We start from the raw sequence: 17,353 nt of genomic DNA, 5'->3' as shown, positions 1-17,353 counted from the left end.
CTCACCCGAGCCCGGAAACTGGCCACAGCCGTCCTCCACTGACCCTCCCGCGCAGCCCCCCCGCCCCCCCCCCCCCCCCCCCCCCCCCCCCCCGCGCCCCCCCGCCCCCCCCCCCCCCCCCCCCCCCCCCCCCCCCCCCCCCGCCCCATGACCTGTTCCCGGCCTCAGCCCTGCTTCTGGACCTGCTTCTGGTCCTGGTCCTGGTCCTGTTCCGAGGGCAGGTCCAGGCCGCGCGCCGTGACCAGCCGCGCGTCGCCGTCGGCCAGGCGGTAGGACAGCCCGACGACCGCGACCCGTCCCGCCGCGACATGGTCGGCCAGGTCCCGGGACCGGTCCAGGAGGAGGTCGACCGTGTGACGGACGTGGGTGTCGACGAAGCCGTCGTTCTCGGTCTCCCCGGACGCCCGGGCGGCCAGCACACTGGGCGTCACCCGCTCGATCACGTCCCTCAGGAACCCGGGAGCGGGAGTGCCGTCCTGCACCGCGGCACGGGTCGCGGCGATGGCCCCGCAGGCGTCGTGGCCGAGCACCACGACCAGCGGACAGTCGAGCACGCTCACCCCGTACTCGATGCTGCCGAGGACCTCGGACCCCACCGCGTGTCCCGCGGTGCGCACGACGAACAGGTCGCCGAGCCCCTGGTCGAAGATGATCTCGGCGGCCAGCCGGGAGTCGGAGCAGCCGAGGAGCACGGTGTGCGGATGCTGCGCGGCGACCGTGTCGGCACGGCGCGCGGCGTCCTGGTTGGGGTGCCTGGGCGTACCGGCGGCGAAGCGGCGGTTGCCGGCCAGGAGGAGGTCGAAGGCTTCGCGCGGGGTGGCGGGAGATACAGCGGTGACGTCACTCATGCCAGCAGATTACGACCGGCACCCACCGGGACGGACGCGTGGGGGCCCCGCGCGGGCGTGGCGCCCGGCGGTTCCGACGGCCCGCCCGCCGCCCGGCGGGGCCGCGGCCGCCCCCACGCGTCCTCCGGTGCCGGGGATCGGACCGCGCTCGTCGGCGAGACGGCACCCGGAGGGATCAGGCGCCCGGGCAGGTCAGGCGCTCAGGCGGATCAGCAGCACGCCGGGGGTGTGCGGCAGCGACACGCTCAGCGCCTCCCCGTCCCACCCGACGAGACCGGCGGTACGCGTCGGATGCAGGATCTCCGCGTTCACGTCCGCTCCCGCCAGGTGCCGGAGGGGAAGGCGCACGCGGCTCTCCCCGCCGCGCCGCCAGACCGAGAGGTAGGACGTCCCGCTGCCGGGCACCCGCAGGCCCAGGGCCAGCCAGCCGTCCGTCCACCCGGGCAGGCCGAGCGGCCAGAAGGGCACCGACCCGGCGAGGTCCCCGCGGAGGGACCTGTACACCGCCACCGCGTCCCGCACCAGGGCGAGCTGGTCCGGCGACATCCGGTCCAGGTGGCCCGACAGGTGGATGCGGCCGAGCAGCGCCCCGCCCAGGGTGAAGGTGTTGAGGCCGTCGTCGTACCCGGGCTGCGGGTACGCCCAGACGGCGCCCTGCTCGGGCGGCACGGCGGTCGGCGCCGCGGCGGCGATGGGCGGGTAGCGCATCGGGTCCTGCTGGTCGCTGGTGGACTGCAGCTGGGTGACGGCGAGGGTGGCGCCGTCCATGCGCATGCCGCCGGAGGCGCAGTTCTCGATCACCAGGCCGGGGTGCCGGTCCAGTACCCCGGAGAGCCAGTCCAGGTAGGCCTGGGCGTGTCCCAGCAGACCCGCGCCGGGGGAGAGGTCGTCCGGTCCGCACGTGCCCGGGTCGACCAGGATGTTGTAGTCCAGCTTGAGGTAGCCCACGCCCCAGTCGCCGACGATGCGGTCCACCGCCTTGTCGAGGTGGGCCCGGGCGGCGGGATGCCGCAGGTCCAGCTGATGGCGGCCCTGTTCGACGAGGCGCACGCCGTCGCGCCGGAAGAACGCCTCCGGCGGCAGCCCGGCGGCGACGGGGCTGCGCACGCCCACCACCTCCGGCTCCAGCCACAGTCCCGGCACCATGCCGCGTTCCCGGATCCGGTCGAGCACCGCGCGGATCCCGCCGCCGGGGAAACGGCGTGATGACGGCAGCCACTCGCCCACGCTGTCCCACCAGCCGACCGTGTCGTCGTCGTACCAGCCGGAGTCGATGCAGAAGTACTCCGCCCCGGCCTCGGCGGCCGCGTCGATCAGGGGCAGCAGCCGCTCCGTGGTCGGGTCGCCCATCAGCGTGTTCATGTAGTCGTTGTAGACGACGGGCAGCCGGGTGTGGTCCGGGTGCGGGCGGCGCACGGCACGGCGGTACGCGGTCAGGGCGCCGAAGGCGTCGTCCAGCCCGTGGCCGAGGGCGAGCACCCCCGGCACGGTGGTGAACTCGGCGCCGGGCTCCAGCCGGACACGCCACTGGTGCTCCGCGTCCGTGGGGCCGTTCAGCGCCAGGTACGTGCCGTGGCGGCGTTCGCCCAGGTCCCAGCGCCAGCCCGTGGGCGACTCGACCTGCCACAGCCACGCGTGGCCGCTCCCTCGCGCGGTGACGGCGCCCATCGCGAGGTGCCCGTCGGTGGGCCAGCTGCCCCGCCCGGTGAGGACCAGCGCGGCCCGGCTGTCGTGCTGGTGGGCGTCGACGCTGACGTCGACGACGGTGTCCCGCAGCGGCTCGGCGTACCAACGGCACTCCGCCAGCCAGTCGTTGCGCGCCCGGTGGACGTCGAGGGCGTCGGGGGAGGGGAGGCCGGCGAGGAGCAGGCTGCTGACGGACTGGACGACGACGTCCTGACGTCCCTCGTTGCGCAGCCGGACGCGGGAGCGCAGCACAGGGAGGCCGAGGGGCGAGGACAGTTCGACGAGGGCCGCGAGTCCGCTGTGCGGGTCGTGGAGTTCGACGGTCAGCCGCGTCCAGCCGTCGCTCTCCTCGGTGCGGTGGGCGCGGTGACGGAGCCGGGCGCCGAGGGCCGTACCGGTGAAGCGCGGGCCGGACCAGCCGCTGCCGTGCCCGAGGACGGCCGTCTCCACGAGGTGGAGGGGGGCGTCCGGGCCGGGCACGGGCACCGGGTCGCCGGGGCGGTCCAGCCGGACCAGCCGTGGGACGCCGTCGGGGCCGACGGCGAGTTCGGCCTCCAGCGCGCGATGACCCCAGGTGATCCTCTGCCCAGGGCCGGTGGGGGCCGCGCCCGCCGCATCGGACGTAACGGTCAATGTCGTTCCCTCCCGGTGACCGCCGAGGAGGCGGCCTGCTCAGGGTCCCGCGTCCGGCGCGTGTCCCTGTCCGGCGCGTGAATCCCTCGTTACGGTCTCTTGACGAGGTTCTGTGTGACCGGTCACAATCCTGGCATGAATGTGACCGGTCACACAAGGCGCTCGGTGAGCATCCGGGACGTCGCCACCGCCGCCGGGGTCTCGTACCAGACGGTCTCCCGGGTGATCAACGGCCATCCCAGCGTCAGGCCGGCCACCCGGGAACGCGTCCTCGCGGCCATCGACGAACTGGGCTTCCGGCGCAGCTCCACCGCGCTCGCCCTCGCCAGCGGACGCAGTCGCGCCGTGACCGTGCTGACCGCCAACACCACGCACTACGGCTACGCCTCGATCCTCCGGGGCATCGAGGAGGCCGCCCGCGCCACCTCGTACGCCGTGGGCATCGGCGTGCTCGAATCACCCGACGAGACCGAGACCGCGGCCCAGGTGCAGAGAGCCGCGGACGCCGGCGGCGGCCTGATCGTGATCGCGTACGACCCCGCCGGGGTGCGCGCCCTGGAGGCCGTCCCTCCCGGGACGCCGGTCGTGGGCGTGGTGGAGACCCCCGCCGGCCCGCCCGGCGACGACCGCCCCTGGGTGTGGACCGACGACCGCGACGCCGCCTACCGGGCCACCCGGCACCTGCTCTCCCTGGGCCACGAGACCGTGCACTACGTCGCCATCCCCTCCAGCACCCGCCGCACCAGCGCCCGGACCGCGGGCTGGCGGCAGGCGCTCGAAGAGGCCGGAGCGCCCCGGCCCCGCCCCGTACAGGGCAGTTGGGGGCCGGAGGGAGGACACGCCGCGGGCCTGGGACTCGCGAGGGACCCCGGCGTCACCGCGATCCTGTGCGGCAACGACGACCTCGCGCTCGGGGTGATCCGCGCCCTCCACGAGAGCGGCCGGGCCGTCCCCGGCGACGTGAGCGTGGCCGGATTCGACGACGCCCCGCACTCCGCCTACCTCACCCCCTCGCTGACGACCGTACGCCTGGACTTCACCGGCCTGGGGCGGTCCGCCTTCGGTCTGCTGCACGGAGTGCTGGAGGAGTCCGCACCGGTCACCCCACGCCCCGTCTCCGTGCCGGAACTCGTGATCCGGGAGAGCTCGGGACCCCCGCCCGCACGGGGATGACCTCCCCACGGCCCGGCCGGTGACGGCCTCCGGCCGAGCCGCACGGAACGCTCCTTCGGTCCTCGCGGGAACACCCTCCTCCCCGGCCCCCGTGAGGACGACCACCCCCGCCGGCGCGCACGGAGACCTCCTCCCGGCGACGCCCGCCCAGCACTGCCCCGCTCACGCCCCCTCAGCGGCCCCGCTCGCCCGACGCCCCCTGAGCCCGTTCGTGAAAGGCATGCCATGACGAGAAAAGTCCTGACCGCGCTGGCGTTCATATGCGCCGCCGCCCTGTCCGCCACCGCCTGCAGCGACCCCACCGTCGGCGACTCCCGAACACCCGACGGCGGACAGGCGAAGGTCGATCCGACCGCCCGCCTGGACGGGGTGAAGCTGACGATGTGGACCGCGCAGAACACCGTCGACGCGCCCAAGCAGGTCATCGACGCCTTCGAGAAGGCCACCGGAGCCGAGGTCGAGACCCAGGCCGTCCCGGACCTGTACGAACAGAACGTCCCGACCAAGCTCGCCTCGGGGGACAAACCCGACCTGATGTTCTGGCAGCCGTCCGTCTCCACGCTCCCCTTCATCCAGCCCGAGCAGAACCTGCTCACCCTCGACGGCGAGGAATGGGTCTCCAGGCTCGGTGACACGGAGAAGAAGCTGGGCGTCATCGACGGCAGGCGCTACGCCGCGATCGTCACCAGCCCCGCCATGCTCGGCGTCTACTACAACAAGGACGTCTTCGCGCAGGCCGGGATCACCGAGAAGGACTTCCCCGCCTCCTACGACGAACTCCTGCGCCTCGGCCGCAGGGTCGTCGACAGGACCGACGCCGCCGCCTTCTACGAGGCCGGCGGCGACAAGTGGCCCCTGCAGTGGCAGGTGCAGGTCCAGCTCACCGACCTCGGCGAACAGTGGTGGGACGGCCTCAACCGGAACAAGGAGAAATGGACCGACCCGGTCGTCGTCGGCGCCGTCAAGAAATACAAGGAAGAGGTCCTCGACGCCGGGCTCGCCCAGAAGAACCACCGGACCGGCACCTTCACCGGCCAGGCCGACTCCCTCTGGAAGGGCGAGTCCGCCATGGTCCTCAACGTCACCTCGTTCCAGACCCAGTTGCAGGCCAAGTACTCCACCGCCGAGATCGACGAGAAGATCGGCTGGTTCCCGGTCTCCAACTCCTCCGCCACCGGCATGTACTCACCGGACCAGACCAACGGCGTCGTCGCCTTCAGGACCGGTGACGAAAAACGGCAGAACGCCGCCCGCCAGTTCCTCGCCTTCTGGCTCGGCCCGGACTACCCGGACTACATCAGGACCATGAAGATCCCGTCCGTCCAGCCGTCCGTACCGAACCCCGACGGCCTGCCCCGGACCTCACTGGCCCAGATCAAGGCCCTGCCGACGGCCGACGGCGTCTTCCAGGCCAAGGCGATCGTCGCTCCCGACACACACCTCTACCTCGCCGACATGATCTACGGCAAGAAGAGCCCGGAACAGGTCGCACAGGCGATCCAGGACCAGTTCGCGCAGGTGGCCAAGGCCCAGGGCGCCCCCGGCTTCTAGAAGGTGCCGGACACCCCCGGCCTGCCCCGGCTTCCAGGGGGGGCCGGACGCCTCCGGCCCCACCGACCCACCCGACGGGCAAGGACTTCCGATGGCGGACACGGTCATACGCACACGCACGCAGAAGCACGCGCCCGGTGACGTCCGGGAGAAGAAGGCGGGACGGCTGCCGCGCGCCGCCGTCCACCACCCCTGGTGGTTCGCGCTCCCCGCGGTCACCGTCTTCGCGGCCTTCTTCCTGGCGCCGAACCTGCTCAACTTCTACTACCCGTTCACCGACTGGTCCTCGTACCACCCCGGCATCGCCTTCACCGGCTTCGACAACTTCACGGCCATCGCCGACGACGGCTCACTGCTGCGCGCCATCCGCACGACCCTGCTGTACGCCCTGCTGGCCGCCCTCTTCCAGAACGGCTTCGGGCTGGTGCTGGCCCTGCTGCTGGAGGCGGACACCCGGTTCAACCGGTTCTTCCGCGCCGTCTTCTTCCTGCCCGTGCTCATCTCGGCACTGGCCACCGGCTACGTCTTCCAGGCCCTCCTCGACCAGGACGGCGCCCTCAACGGCCTTCTCGGCACGGACATCCCCTGGCTCGGCTCGACGACCTGGACACTCGTCCTGGTCACCGTCATCCACGGCTGGAAGTGGATGGGCCTGTCCATGCTGATCTACCTCGCCGGCCTCAAGGGCATCCCGGGCGACATGCTGGAGGCGGCCCGGGTGGACGGTGCCGGGCCGTGGCGGACCTTCTGGTCGGTGCGCTGGCCGATGCTGGCGCCCGCGCTCACCTTCAACGTCACCACGGCGCTGATCGGCTCGATGAACACCTTCGACATCGTCCAGGCGACCACGGGCGGCGGCCCCGCCGCCTCCACAGAGGTCTTCAACATCTACATGTTCCGCGTCTTCGGCCAGGGCCTGTACGCCCAGGCGTCCGCGATGAGCCTCGTCCTCTTCCTGATCGTCGTCGCCATCGCGATCCCCCTGGTGATCGGCCTGCGCCGAAGGGAGCAGATGTTGTGAGCACCATGACGAACACCGCGCCGGCCACCCGACCCGCCCGGCGCCACGCCGGCCCCGCAGCCTGGCGCTACGGCCGCCCCGCCCTCGTCCTGCTGCTCGCCGTGCTGGCCGTCGGCGTACCGCTGTGGCTGGTCGCCGTCACCTCCGCCAAGCCACAGGCCGAGGCGGTCAGGCCGAACCTGGACCTGCCGCGGCAGTGGCAGCCCGGCAGCAACTACGAGAACGCCGTCGACCAGGGCGACATGCTCCGCGGCTTCCTCAACTCCCTGCTCGTCGTGGTCCCTTCGGTCGCCCTCGTCCTGATCCTGGGAGCCGGCGCCGCCTGGGTCTTCGCACGGCGCAGATCGAAGCTGGTCTCCGCCGCGTACGCGCTGTGCATCAGCGGCCTGCTGCTGCCACCCGCCGTCATCACCATCGTGATGGAACTGCGGCAGCTCGGGCTCGCCGGCACCCGGCCCGGCATGATCGCCGTCTACACCGGGATGTACCTCTCCACCTCGATCTTCTTCATGACCGGCTTCATCCGGTCCATCCCGGCGGAGCTGGAGGAAGCCGCGCGCATGGACGGCGCCAAGCCCCTGCGGATCTTCCTGCGGATCATCCTGCCGCTGCTCAGGCCGGTCATCGCCACCGCGACGATCATGGTGATGCTCTACGCCTGGAGCGACGTCTTCTACGCCTTCTTCGTCCTCGGCGGCGGAGAGAAGGCGACCCTTCCGCTCAACCTCTACAAGGTCGCCAGCGCACAGCTCTACCTCGCCAACTGGCACCTCGTCTTCGCGTACGTCGTGGTGATGAGCCTGCCCATGGTCACCGTCTTCCTGGTGGCCCAGCGAAAGATCGTGTCCGGAATCACCAGCGGAGCCGTCAAGTGACCGGAGGTCCGACACCGTGAGAACCCCCGCCCGCGCACCGTCCCGCACCAGAACCGCCCTGCTGACCCTCGTCCTCGGAGCAGCCGCCATGGCAGGCACCCTCCCCGCAGCGTCCACCGCGGCCGCCGCCCCCTCCCCGCAGCGCCTCACCGTCGACCTCGCCGCCTCCGAGGGCCCGGTGATGCACGGAGCCAACGGCAGCCTGTACGGGCTCAGCGACGACGGCGTACCCGGCGACGCCGCACTCGCACCCCTGAAGATCACCAGCATCTCGCAGAAACCGGAAGGCGGGGCCCAGCACCCCAACGGCGACGCGCTCACCGTCTCCGAGTCGTTCTTCCGCAACGGCGGCGGCGAGATCAACGTCATGATGCAGGACATCTACGCCAAGTGGCCGTACGAGAACCTCGGCATCGACGACTACCTCCCCAAGGTCGACAAGATCGTCAAGCAGACGTCGGCCGCCCCGCACGGCGACCGCTTCGTCTACGTCCCGTTCAACGAACCCGACTGGATCTGGTACAATCTCGGCGTCCCGGACCGGTCGCAGTACGAGGCGGCCCGCGACCGGTTCTTCCAGGACTGGAAGACGGTGTACCGGCGCATCCGCGCGATCGACCCCGACGCGAGGATCGCCGGCCCCAACGAAGCCTCCTACCACACCCGCCTGCTGAGGGACTTCCTCGCCTTCGCCAAGCGCGAGAACGTCCTTCCCCAGGTCATGACCTGGCACGAACTGGGCTCCGGATCGCTGCGGGACTTCCAGGCGCACCACGACGACTACCGCGCGCTCGAACGCGAGGCGGGCATCGCCCCCCTGAAGATCAACATCGACGAGTACGCCAACCGGCGCGACCTGTCCGTACCGGGCCAACTCGTGCAGTGGGTCTCGATGTTCGAGAGGAACAAGGTGTACGCCAACCAGGCGTACTGGGACGCGGCCGGCAACCTGAGCGGCAACGTGGTCCGCTCGAACATCCCCAACGGCGGCTGGTGGTTCTTCCGCTGGTACGCCGGCCTGACCGGAGACACCGTCGAGGTGAGCCCGCCGCAGCCCCACACCGTCGACACCCTCCAGGGCCTGGCCTCCTACGACCGGGCGCGCCGCCAGGCACAGGTCCTGCTCGGCGGCTCCTCCGGAGACTCCGACGTCGTGGTGCGCAACGTCTCCCGTCAGGTCTTCGGCCGGGCGGTCACCGCGACCGTCGCCGAGGCCGCCTGGTCCGGCTACGAGGGCCGGCACGCGGCACCGCGGGTCCTGTCGCGCACGAAGGTCGCCGTCGCGGCCGACGGCTCGGTGACCGTGCCGCTGCGCGGCATGCACAAGATGTCCGCCTACCGGATCGTCCTCACCCCGGGCGGCACCGGCACCCCCACCGACGCCTCCGTCCCCTGGAGCGCCTCCTACGAGGCCGAGGACGCGGCCGTCACCGGCGGGAAGGTCTACACCCAGGGCACGGTCGACAACGCCAACGGCTACGCGGCCTCCGGCACCAAGGACGTCGGCTCGCTCAACACCCCGGCCAGCAGGGTCGACTTCACGGTGACCGTACCGAAGGCCGGCCGCTACGACCTCGCCGTCCTGTACGGCAACCAGTCCGGGGCCCCCGCCACCCAGAAGCTCTCGGTCGACGGCGGCGCCCCCGTCACCGTCACCTACCCCTCCACCCAGAACTGGACCTACCGCGCGAAGAAGGACCTGACCGTCGACCTCCCCGCCGGGACGCACGTGCTGAGCCTGGCGAAGGGCGAGGCCGAGGTCACCCTCGACCGCATCGACCTCACCGCCCGCACCACCGGCCCCTCCGTCTCCTACGAGGCCACACTCGCCGACATCAGCGGCGACCCGGGCTACGACTACTCCTCCTCCACCGGTACGGGCACGGGCGCCCTCGTCCTGCGCGCCGGCGACAAGGCGGTCTTCGACGTCTACGCCCCGCGCGACGGCTACTACACCGTGACCCCCGACGCCTCGGCGGCCGTACGGCTCACCCTGCACGGTGAGCGGATCCAGGCCGCGCCGCGAGCCGCCCTGCGCCTCTACCTCGTGGCGGGCAACAACCGCATCACGGTGACGTCGGGCAACGCCTCCCTCCGCTCCCTCGGCGTCTCGGGCACCGGCTCCGTCTCCGGCACCCTCTCCTACGAGGCCGCCACGGCCACCCTCGGGGGCGGGGCGCAGCTTTTCCCCTCGGCGTACGCGTCGGCCGGCTCGTACATCGGCCGGCTCGGGAACAGCGAGGGGAGCACGGCCGAGTTCACGGTCGACGCGCCCCGCCCGGGCCGCTACCTGCTGACCGTCCACTACGCGCACAACGACCGGCGCGACAACGGCCACGCCTACAACACGGACATCATGTCCCGCACCGCGGACATCACGGTGGGCTCCGGCGCCCCGCGGAAGGTCACCTTCAAGAACACCTGGAGCGCCCACGACTACTGGACCGTGAGCCTCCCCGTCGACCTGCGCAAGGGCACCAACAAGGTGACCTTCGGGAACGCGACCGCGTGGGCCCCGGACATCGACCGGATCGAACTGGGCCGAGTTGTCGGATAGTCCCGGGAACGGCCCGGGCCGGATCTCCCCCGGAGGCCCGGCCCGGGCTCCTGTGCTAGCGTAGGGCTTTTGCGTGGTCGTCACGGTGGGCGATTCTGCTTGTCCGGTTCCGCTCGTGCGCGGGCCGTCCCCTCCCGCCGGGCCTTCCTCGGTACGTTCCCCTGCGGAAGGCTGTTCATGAAGCACCCCGACAAGCACCCCGATGACTCCGGCAGCGCCCACGACGCCCCCGCCCGGCCCGGCGCCACGACGCCGCCCCGGCCCCCGGCCGCCTCCTTCGAGGCCCTGGACCTGCCCGCGGAGGTGCTGCGGACCCTGAGCGGACTCGGGGTGCGCGACCCCTTCCCGATCCAGGCCGCCACCCTGCCCGACGCCCTGGCGGGGCGCGACGTCCTGGGCCGCGGACGCACCGGATCGGGCAAGACGCTCGCCTTCGGCCTGCCGCTGCTGACCCGTACGGCCGGACGGCGCGCCGAACCCAAGCAGCCCCTCGCCCTGGTCCTCGTACCCACCCGGGAACTGGCCCAGCAGGTCACCGAGGCGCTGACCCCGTACGCCGAGGCGCTGCGGCTGCGGATGACGGCGGTCGTCGGCGGCATGTCGATCGGCCGGCAGATCGCCGCGCTGCGCGAGGGCGCCGAGGTGGTCGTCGCCACCCCCGGACGCCTGCACGACCTGATCGAACGCAAGGCGTGCCGCCTGGGACGGGTGAGGATCACCGTGCTGGACGAGGCCGACCAGATGTGCGACCTGGGATTCCTGCCGCAGGTCGTCGAGGCGCTGGACCAGGTCCGCCCCGACGGCCAGCGGATGCTGTTCTCGGCCACCCTGGACCACGACGTCGACCAGCTGGTCGGCCGCTACCTCCAGGACCCCGTCGTCCACTCGGTCGACCCGTCCGCGGGCGCCGTCGCGACGATGGAGCACCACGTCCTGGTCGTCCACGGCCCCGACCGCTACGCCGTCACCACGGAGATCGCCGCCCGCGACGGCCGCGTACTGCTCTTCCTCGACACCAAGCACGCCGTCGACCAGCTCACCCGGCACCTGCGGGCCAGCGGCGTGCACGCCGGGGCCCTGCACAGCGGCAAGTCCCAGCCCCAGCGCACCCGGACCCTGGCACAGTTCAGGAGCGGCGGGATCACGGCCCTGGTGGCGACCGACGTCGCCGCCCGCGGCCTGCACATCGACGACCTCGACCTCGTCGTCAACGTCGACCCGCCCGCCGACCCCAAGGACTACGTGCACCGGGCGGGCCGCACCGCCCGCGCCGGCGAGTCCGGCAGCGTGGTCACCCTCGTGCTGTCGGGCCAGCGCCGTGAGACCGGCCGCATGATGGCCGGGGCGGGCATCGAGCCGACCGTCACCAAGGTGCGCTCGGGCGAGGCGGTGCTGAGCCGGATCACCGGCGCCAAGGCGCCCTCCGGCACCCCGCTCGACGGCGGGCCCCCCGCACCCCGGCCCAAGAACCACAACGCCCCCTTCCGCGGCCTCGGCACCAGCAAGGACACCTCCCGCGGCACCGGCGGCAGGTCCCGCAGGACCACCGAGGCCCGCAAGCTCGCCGAGGCCCGCAGGGCCGCCCACGTACGCCGCAACGGCTGAACACCGCCGCCATCCCGGCGGCGCGCCCGGCACGCATGACAAGCTGTGCGTGCCCACCCCCCGAACCCAGGAGGTCACCATGACCGCAGAGCCCGTGTCCACGGAAGGTTCGGAGCCGACCGGCCCCGAGACGTCCCCCCTCGCGCCGGACAGCGACGGCAACTACGACCTCAAGCGCAAGTTCCGCGAAGCCCTGGAGCGCAAGCGCGGTGCCCGGGCGGACGCCGCCGAGGGCGCCGCCGGCTCCGGTGCGTCCAAGGTGCGCGCGGCCCACGGCCCGGCCGCGAGCCAGCGCTCCTTCCGCCGCAAGAGCGGCGGCTGAGCCACCCGGGTCCGGGGCGGCACCGGGTCGGCCCCGGTCCCGCCCCGGTCCCGGACCACGCACGAACGCGAGCCGGGTCCCACCGAGCGCCGGCCGCCAGGCCCCGCGCGCACGCGCCCGGTCACTTCCCGCGTCCGTCCCGCATCTCGAGCACCCGGTCCGCGAAGTGCCGTACGACGGACCGGTCGTGGCAGATGAACAGGTAGCCGAGGCCCAGTTCGTCCTGGAGGTCGGAGAGCAGGTTGAGCACGCCGGCCCGCACGGAGGCGTCGAGGGCCGACACCGGTTCGTCGAGGACGAGCAGCCGCGGGTCGGAGGCGAGGGCGCGGGCGATTCCGGCCCGTTGGCACTGGCCGCCGGAGAGCTCGTGCGGGCGCCGGTCCCCGTACGACGGGTCGAGGCCGACCCGGTCGAGCAGCTCGGCCACGCGGGCGGGGCCGCCGGCCCGGTCCCACCTGCCCTGTACCTTCAGCGGCTCGGCCACCGCGTCGCGGACGCGGTGCCGGGGGCTGAGGGAGCCGTAGGGGTCCTGGAAGACGGGCTGCATGTACGGGCGCAGCGGGCGCAGTTCGCGTTCCGTCAGGGCCGTCAGCTCCCGTCCCTCGAAGCGGACCTCGCCGGCGTCGGGCCGGCGCAGCTGGAGCACGGCGAGGGCGGTGGAGGACTTGCCGCAGCCGGAGGGGCCGTCGAGGGCGAGGGTCTCCCCGGCGTCCAGGGTGAACGAGAGGCGGTCCACGGCGGTCACCGGGCCGTAGCGGACGACGAGGTCGTGGACGTCCAGCAGGGGAGGGTTCACACGAACTCCCGGAGGGGGTCGGGTACGTCGGCGGCGTGGTGGCAGGCGACCAGGCGCCCGTCCACGGTCCGCGGTTCGGGTTCGCGCTCGTGGCACGGGTCCGTCGCCAGCGGGCAGCGCGGCGCGAAGGCGCAGCCCGGGCCGAGGGCGTCCGGCGCGGGCGGGGTGCCCGGCAGCGCGGGCAGCCGGCGGCGCCGGGGGCCGTCCTGGGGGAGCGAGGCCAGCAGGCCCGCCGTGTAGGGGGCGCGCGGCCGGCCCAGGACCTGTGCGGCCGGGCCGAGTTCGGCCGCCCGGCCCGCGTACATCACCAGCACGCGGTCCGCGTGGTCCCGTACGACCTCCAGGTCGTGGGTGACGAGGACCAGTGCGGCGCCGACCGCCTCCCGCTGCTCGGCGAGCACCCGCAGCACCTGCGCGCGGCGCTCCTCGTCCAGCGCGGTGGTCGGTTCGTCGGCGACGACGACGTCGGGCTCGTTGACCGTCGCCATGGCGATCACCGCCCGCTGCCGCATGCCGCCCGAGTACTCGTGCGGGTAGGCCCGCGCACGGCGCGCGGCGTCCGGGATGCCGACCCGGTCCAGCGCCGCCACGGCGAGGGCACGCGCCTGACCGCGGGACACGCGCCGCACCGACCGTACGGCGGCGGCGAGCTGGTCGCCGACGGGGTGCACGGGGGAGAGGGCGGACAGGGCGTCCTGGGGGACGAGGGTGATCCGGCGCCCGCGTGCGGCGGCGAGGTCGGCACAGTCCCGCAACCGCACGCTGCCGCCGGTCGTCGCGCCGCGCGGCACCATGCCGAGCAGCGCCCGGGCGGTGAGGGACTTGCCCGCGCCCGACTCCCCGACGACGGCGAACACCTCGCGCGGCCGGACGTCGAAGGACAGCCCGCGCACCGCCTCGACCGCGCCGAACGCGATCCGCAGGTCACGCACCGACAGCAGTGCCTCGGGCGGCATCTTCGGTCTCCTTTCGCGCAGTGTGTGCGGTTCGCGCCGTGAGTGCTGTACGTGCGGCGTGTGCCGTGCGTGTCGTGTGCGCCGTGCGTGTCGTACGTCCGGTGCGCGCAGTGCGGCCGGTCGGGCGTCCGGCCCGGCGGCCCTGTGCGTACGCCGCGCCCGACACGGCCAGTCCCGCCAGCAGGGCCAGCGCGACGGCCGGGGCGAGGGCGGCCCAGGGGGCGCGTTCGACGTAGGCGCGGGACTCGTCGAGGAGCAGGCCCCACTCGGGGGCGGGCGGCTGGGCGCCCAGGCCCAGGAAGCCCAGGGAGGCCAGGGCGAGGGCGATGCCGGGCAGCCGCAGCAGGGCGTGGCGGGCCACCGGGGCGGCGACGGACGGCAGCACGTGCCGGGTGAGGATCCACCACGGCGTCGCCCCGATGGCGCGCTGGGCGGTCAGGAACGCCGACGCCCGCACCTCCTGCACCAGCGCCGCCGCGTGCGCCGCCAGCGGCGGCCAGGAGATCAGCGCGACGGCGAGGGCCGCGCCGCCGGTGCCGGGACCGGCCGCCGCCGCGACCAGGATCCCGACGATCACGGGCGGCAGCGCGTTGGCGATGTCCGCCGCGCCCGCCGCGATCCCGGGCAGGAAGCCCAGCGCCAGCCCGGCCAGCAGGCTCAGCAGGCACACGGCCGCCGCCGTGCCGACCGTCGAGGCGGCCCCGTGCCCGAGCCGGGCCAGCACGTCGCGGCCGAGCCCGTCGGTGCCCAGCGGGTACGCCCACGAGGGCGCCGCCAGCCGGGCCGTGGTGTCCACCGCGTACGGGTCGCGCAGCAGGCCCCAGCCGATCGCCGCGAGCAGCACGGCGGCGAGGGCGGCCGGGACCGCCGGGTGCGTCCGGACCGGGCGGGCCGGCGGCAGCGCGAGCCCGGCGTCGCGCAGGGCGGGGCCCAGCAGCCGGCGCCGTACGAGGGCGGCCAGCGCGCCGGTGACCAGGCCGAGGGCGAGCAGGGCGAGGACCGAACCCTGGAGCAGCGGCAGGTCCTGCGACTTGGCCGCGCCCAGCGCGGTGCGGCCGATGCCGGGCACCGCGAACACGGTCTCCACCGCGACCGCGCCGCCCGTCAGCCCCACGGCGACCATCCCGAACTGCGGGACCAGCGGCGGCAGTACGCGCCGCAGCGCGGCCGCCGCGATCCGGGCGCGGCTGACTCCCGCGCCCCGCCACAGCTCCGCCCACCGTTCGTCCAGGACGGCGGGCAGCGCGTCCGCGACGAGCCGGCCGAGCAGGCCGCCGGCCGGGACGCCGAGCGCGAGGGCGGGCAGGACCACGTACCGGGGCCCCTGCCAGCCGGACGTCGGCAGCCAGCCCAGCCACACCCCGCACACCAGCAGTGCCACGGTGGCCAGCAGGAACTCGGGCACGGCGGCGGCCATGGCGGCGAACGCCCCGGCCGACCCCCGCCCCCGCACCAGCACGGGCGCCACCAGGGCCACGGCGAGCAGCACCGCCACGGTCAGCGCGGCGGTCATCAGACCCAGCGACACCTGGAGCCCGGAGACGACCGACGGCCAGATCTCGGTCCCCGACACCCAGGAGGTGCCGAGGTCGCCGCGGAGCAGCCCGGCGGCCCGGTCGCCGAGCAGGGAGAGCGGGCCGGCGTCCAGGCCGAGGTCCCGGCGGATCGCGGACAGGGCCTCCTCGGTCGGCTCCTGCTCGGCGGACCGGGCGCGCAGCACGGTCAGCGCCGGGTCCCGGCCGGAGAGCCAGGGCAGCAGCCCGACGGCGGCCAGCACGGCGGCGAGCGAGACGGCGCGGGTCACCCCCGCTGCGGACGGCCTCACCTGACGTGGGTGTCGAGCGTGACCAGCTCCCGCTCGCGCGGGTCGTGGGCCGCGCCGGCCACGTCGGCCGCGTCGCCCTGGATCACGCGCTCGTGGAGCATCGGCACGGCCGCGTCGGTCGCGAGCACGGCGGCCTCGGCGTCGACGACGGCCCGGCGCCGGGTGTCACCCGTCGGCGTGGCACCGGCCTTGCGCAGGGCCTTGTCCACGGCCGGGTCGGCGAGCCGGGGAATGTTGAAGGAGCCGTCGGAGGCGAAGTCGCTGTAGAGGTACGCGGCCGGGTCGCCGGAGTCGAGGACGGTGGCCCGGGAGAGGACGAACGCGTCGAACGCGCCGGCCAGGGCGTCGGACTCGATGTTGGCGTACTCGCGGACCTCCAGCTTCACCTTGAACCCGGCCTTCTGGAGCTGCTGTTGCAGCGCGGCGGCCACCTCGGGCAGCTCGGCCCGGTCGGTGAACGTGCCGATGGTGATGGACCGGCCCGCCGGATCGCCCGCCTTCGCACGCCGCACCGGCTCGCGCAGGCCGGCCGCCCACGGCAGCGCGGGCCCGAGCAGCCCCTCGGCCACGTCGGCCCGTCCCTCGTAGACGCCCTTCACGATCGACTCGGCGTCGATCGCCTCCCGGGCCGCGGCCCGCAGCGCCGGGTCCTTGAAGGCGCCCTTCTCCGTGTTGAGGTACAGGGTGTTGGTGCGCGGCATCGGGACCTCGGTGATCAGCTCCTCGTCCAGCAGCGCGGCCTGCGAGACGGGAACCGCCTCGACGATGTCGGCCTCACCGCTGCGCAGGGCGGCGGCGCGCGCGGTGCCGTCCGGCACGAATGTCACGTCGATGCCGGGGGCCTTGGCGGTGCCGCCCCAGTAGTCGTCGTAGCGGTCGAGGGTGGCCGAGGACGTGCCGTCGACCTTCGTCAGCTCGAAGGGGCCGGTGCCGGCGCCGACCGGGTCCACCGTCTTCCCCCGGTAGGCCTTCGCCGCGAGGATCGACAGCTGAGGGGAGCTGAGCCGCTGCGGGACCAGGGGGTCCTCCTCGGCGGTGGTGACGACCACGGTGCCGCCGTCCCCCTCCTTCACGGTCAGCTCGACGCCGTCGAGGATGCGGGGCTTGGGGGAGGCGCCGGCGGCCCGGGTGAGGGAGCGGACGACGGCCTCGGCGGTCAGCTCCGTGCCGTCGTGGAAGGTGACGCCCTCGCGGAGGGTGAAGGTCCAGCTCCGGCCCGACTGCTTCCACCCGGTGGCCAGCGCGGGCCGGGCGTCGCCGTCCGCGTCCAGCTTCACGAGCGTCTCCGCCGTCGACCAACGGGACAGCTTGAACGCGTCGTCGGAGAGCGGGGAGAGGCCCGAACGCGGCGGCTGCATCATCGCGACGCGTATGCGCCCGTCCGCGTCGGCACCGGTGGCCTGGGTGGACGCGAAACAGCCGGTGAGCAGGGCGGAGGCGGCGAGGACCGCGGGGAGAGGCAGAAGACGGGCAGGGACGCGCACGGGGTCACTCCGGGTAAAGGG

At 73.8% G+C, this 17,353-nt stretch carries 13 protein-coding genes; 7 read left to right on the top strand and 6 right to left on the bottom strand.

What is annotated here, in order from left to right:
- Positions 1 to 164: 164 nt before the first annotated feature.
- The gene (locus tag ACFYOJ_RS21335) at positions 165 to 848 is read right to left on the bottom strand and encodes a carbonic anhydrase (RefSeq protein ID WP_356558341.1); all 684 of its coding nucleotides are present in this window, start codon (positions 846 to 848) and stop codon (positions 165 to 167) included.
- A gap of 192 nt (positions 849 to 1,040) precedes the next feature.
- Positions 1,041 to 3,167, bottom strand: a complete 2,127-nt coding sequence (locus tag ACFYOJ_RS21330; protein ID WP_356558342.1) for an alpha-galactosidase — start codon at positions 3,165 to 3,167, stop codon at positions 1,041 to 1,043.
- 135 nt (positions 3,168 to 3,302) lie between these two features.
- On the opposite strand from ACFYOJ_RS21330, the gene ACFYOJ_RS21325 reads away from it, so the two are divergent.
- From ACFYOJ_RS21325 to ACFYOJ_RS21295, 7 genes are all read left to right on the top strand, one after another.
- On the top strand, positions 3,303 to 4,340 hold the full coding sequence (locus ACFYOJ_RS21325) for a LacI family DNA-binding transcriptional regulator (protein ID WP_356558343.1): 1,038 nt from the start codon (positions 3,303 to 3,305) through the stop codon (positions 4,338 to 4,340).
- A gap of 225 nt (positions 4,341 to 4,565) precedes the next feature.
- Positions 4,566 to 5,891, top strand: coding sequence for an ABC transporter substrate-binding protein (locus ACFYOJ_RS21320; RefSeq protein ID WP_356558344.1), 1,326 nt, complete (start codon positions 4,566 to 4,568; stop codon positions 5,889 to 5,891).
- Between the two features lie 91 nt (positions 5,892 to 5,982).
- Positions 5,983 to 6,912 carry a sugar ABC transporter permease gene (locus ACFYOJ_RS21315; protein WP_356558345.1) on the top strand — a complete coding sequence of 310 codons (930 nt, stop codon included), beginning with the start codon at positions 5,983 to 5,985 and terminating at the stop codon, positions 6,910 to 6,912.
- Between the two features lie 5 nt (positions 6,913 to 6,917).
- Positions 6,918 to 7,787, top strand: a complete 870-nt coding sequence (locus ACFYOJ_RS21310; RefSeq protein ID WP_356558365.1) for a carbohydrate ABC transporter permease — start codon at positions 6,918 to 6,920, stop codon at positions 7,785 to 7,787.
- An 88-nt stretch (positions 7,788 to 7,875) separates the two neighbouring features.
- Positions 7,876 to 10,344 carry a CBM35 domain-containing protein gene (locus tag ACFYOJ_RS21305; protein ID WP_356558366.1) on the top strand — a complete coding sequence of 823 codons (2,469 nt, stop codon included), beginning with the start codon at positions 7,876 to 7,878 and terminating at the stop codon, positions 10,342 to 10,344.
- A gap of 177 nt (positions 10,345 to 10,521) precedes the next feature.
- Positions 10,522 to 11,949: a DEAD/DEAH box helicase gene (locus ACFYOJ_RS21300; RefSeq protein WP_356558346.1), complete on the top strand. Its 1,428-nt coding sequence runs from the start codon at positions 10,522 to 10,524 to the stop codon at positions 11,947 to 11,949.
- 79 nt (positions 11,950 to 12,028) lie between these two features.
- Positions 12,029 to 12,271, top strand: coding sequence for a DUF5302 domain-containing protein (locus tag ACFYOJ_RS21295; protein ID WP_356558347.1), 243 nt, complete (start codon positions 12,029 to 12,031; stop codon positions 12,269 to 12,271).
- A 121-nt stretch (positions 12,272 to 12,392) separates the two neighbouring features.
- On the opposite strand, the gene ACFYOJ_RS21290 is transcribed toward ACFYOJ_RS21295, so the two are convergent.
- Genes ACFYOJ_RS21290 through ACFYOJ_RS21275 form a run of 4 tightly spaced genes read right to left on the bottom strand, consistent with a single transcriptional unit; the run spans position 12,393 to position 17,332 of the window.
- Complete coding sequence (locus ACFYOJ_RS21290) at positions 12,393 to 13,067, bottom strand: dipeptide/oligopeptide/nickel ABC transporter ATP-binding protein (protein ID WP_356558348.1); 675 nt, start codon at positions 13,065 to 13,067, stop codon at positions 12,393 to 12,395.
- Positions 13,064 to 14,023, bottom strand: coding sequence for an ABC transporter ATP-binding protein (locus ACFYOJ_RS21285; RefSeq protein WP_356558349.1), 960 nt, complete (start codon positions 14,021 to 14,023; stop codon positions 13,064 to 13,066). The genes ACFYOJ_RS21290 and ACFYOJ_RS21285 overlap by 4 nt, the downstream gene beginning before the upstream one ends.
- A complete protein-coding gene (locus ACFYOJ_RS21280) occupies positions 13,992 to 15,848 on the bottom strand; it encodes an ABC transporter permease subunit (protein ID WP_356558350.1) in 1,857 nt (618 codons plus the stop codon). Before ACFYOJ_RS21280 ends, ACFYOJ_RS21285 begins: the two co-directional genes overlap by 32 nt.
- Complete coding sequence (locus tag ACFYOJ_RS21275) at positions 15,845 to 17,332, bottom strand: ABC transporter substrate-binding protein (RefSeq protein WP_356558351.1); 1,488 nt, start codon at positions 17,330 to 17,332, stop codon at positions 15,845 to 15,847. The genes ACFYOJ_RS21280 and ACFYOJ_RS21275 overlap by 4 nt, the downstream gene beginning before the upstream one ends.
- Between the last annotated feature and the right edge of the window lie 21 nt (positions 17,333 to 17,353).

Source organism: Streptomyces sp. NPDC006384 (genome assembly GCF_042870695.1).
Lineage (GTDB): Bacteria > Actinomycetota > Actinomycetes > Streptomycetales > Streptomycetaceae > Streptomyces.
This window is presented reverse-complemented; position numbering and strand designations above follow the sequence as displayed.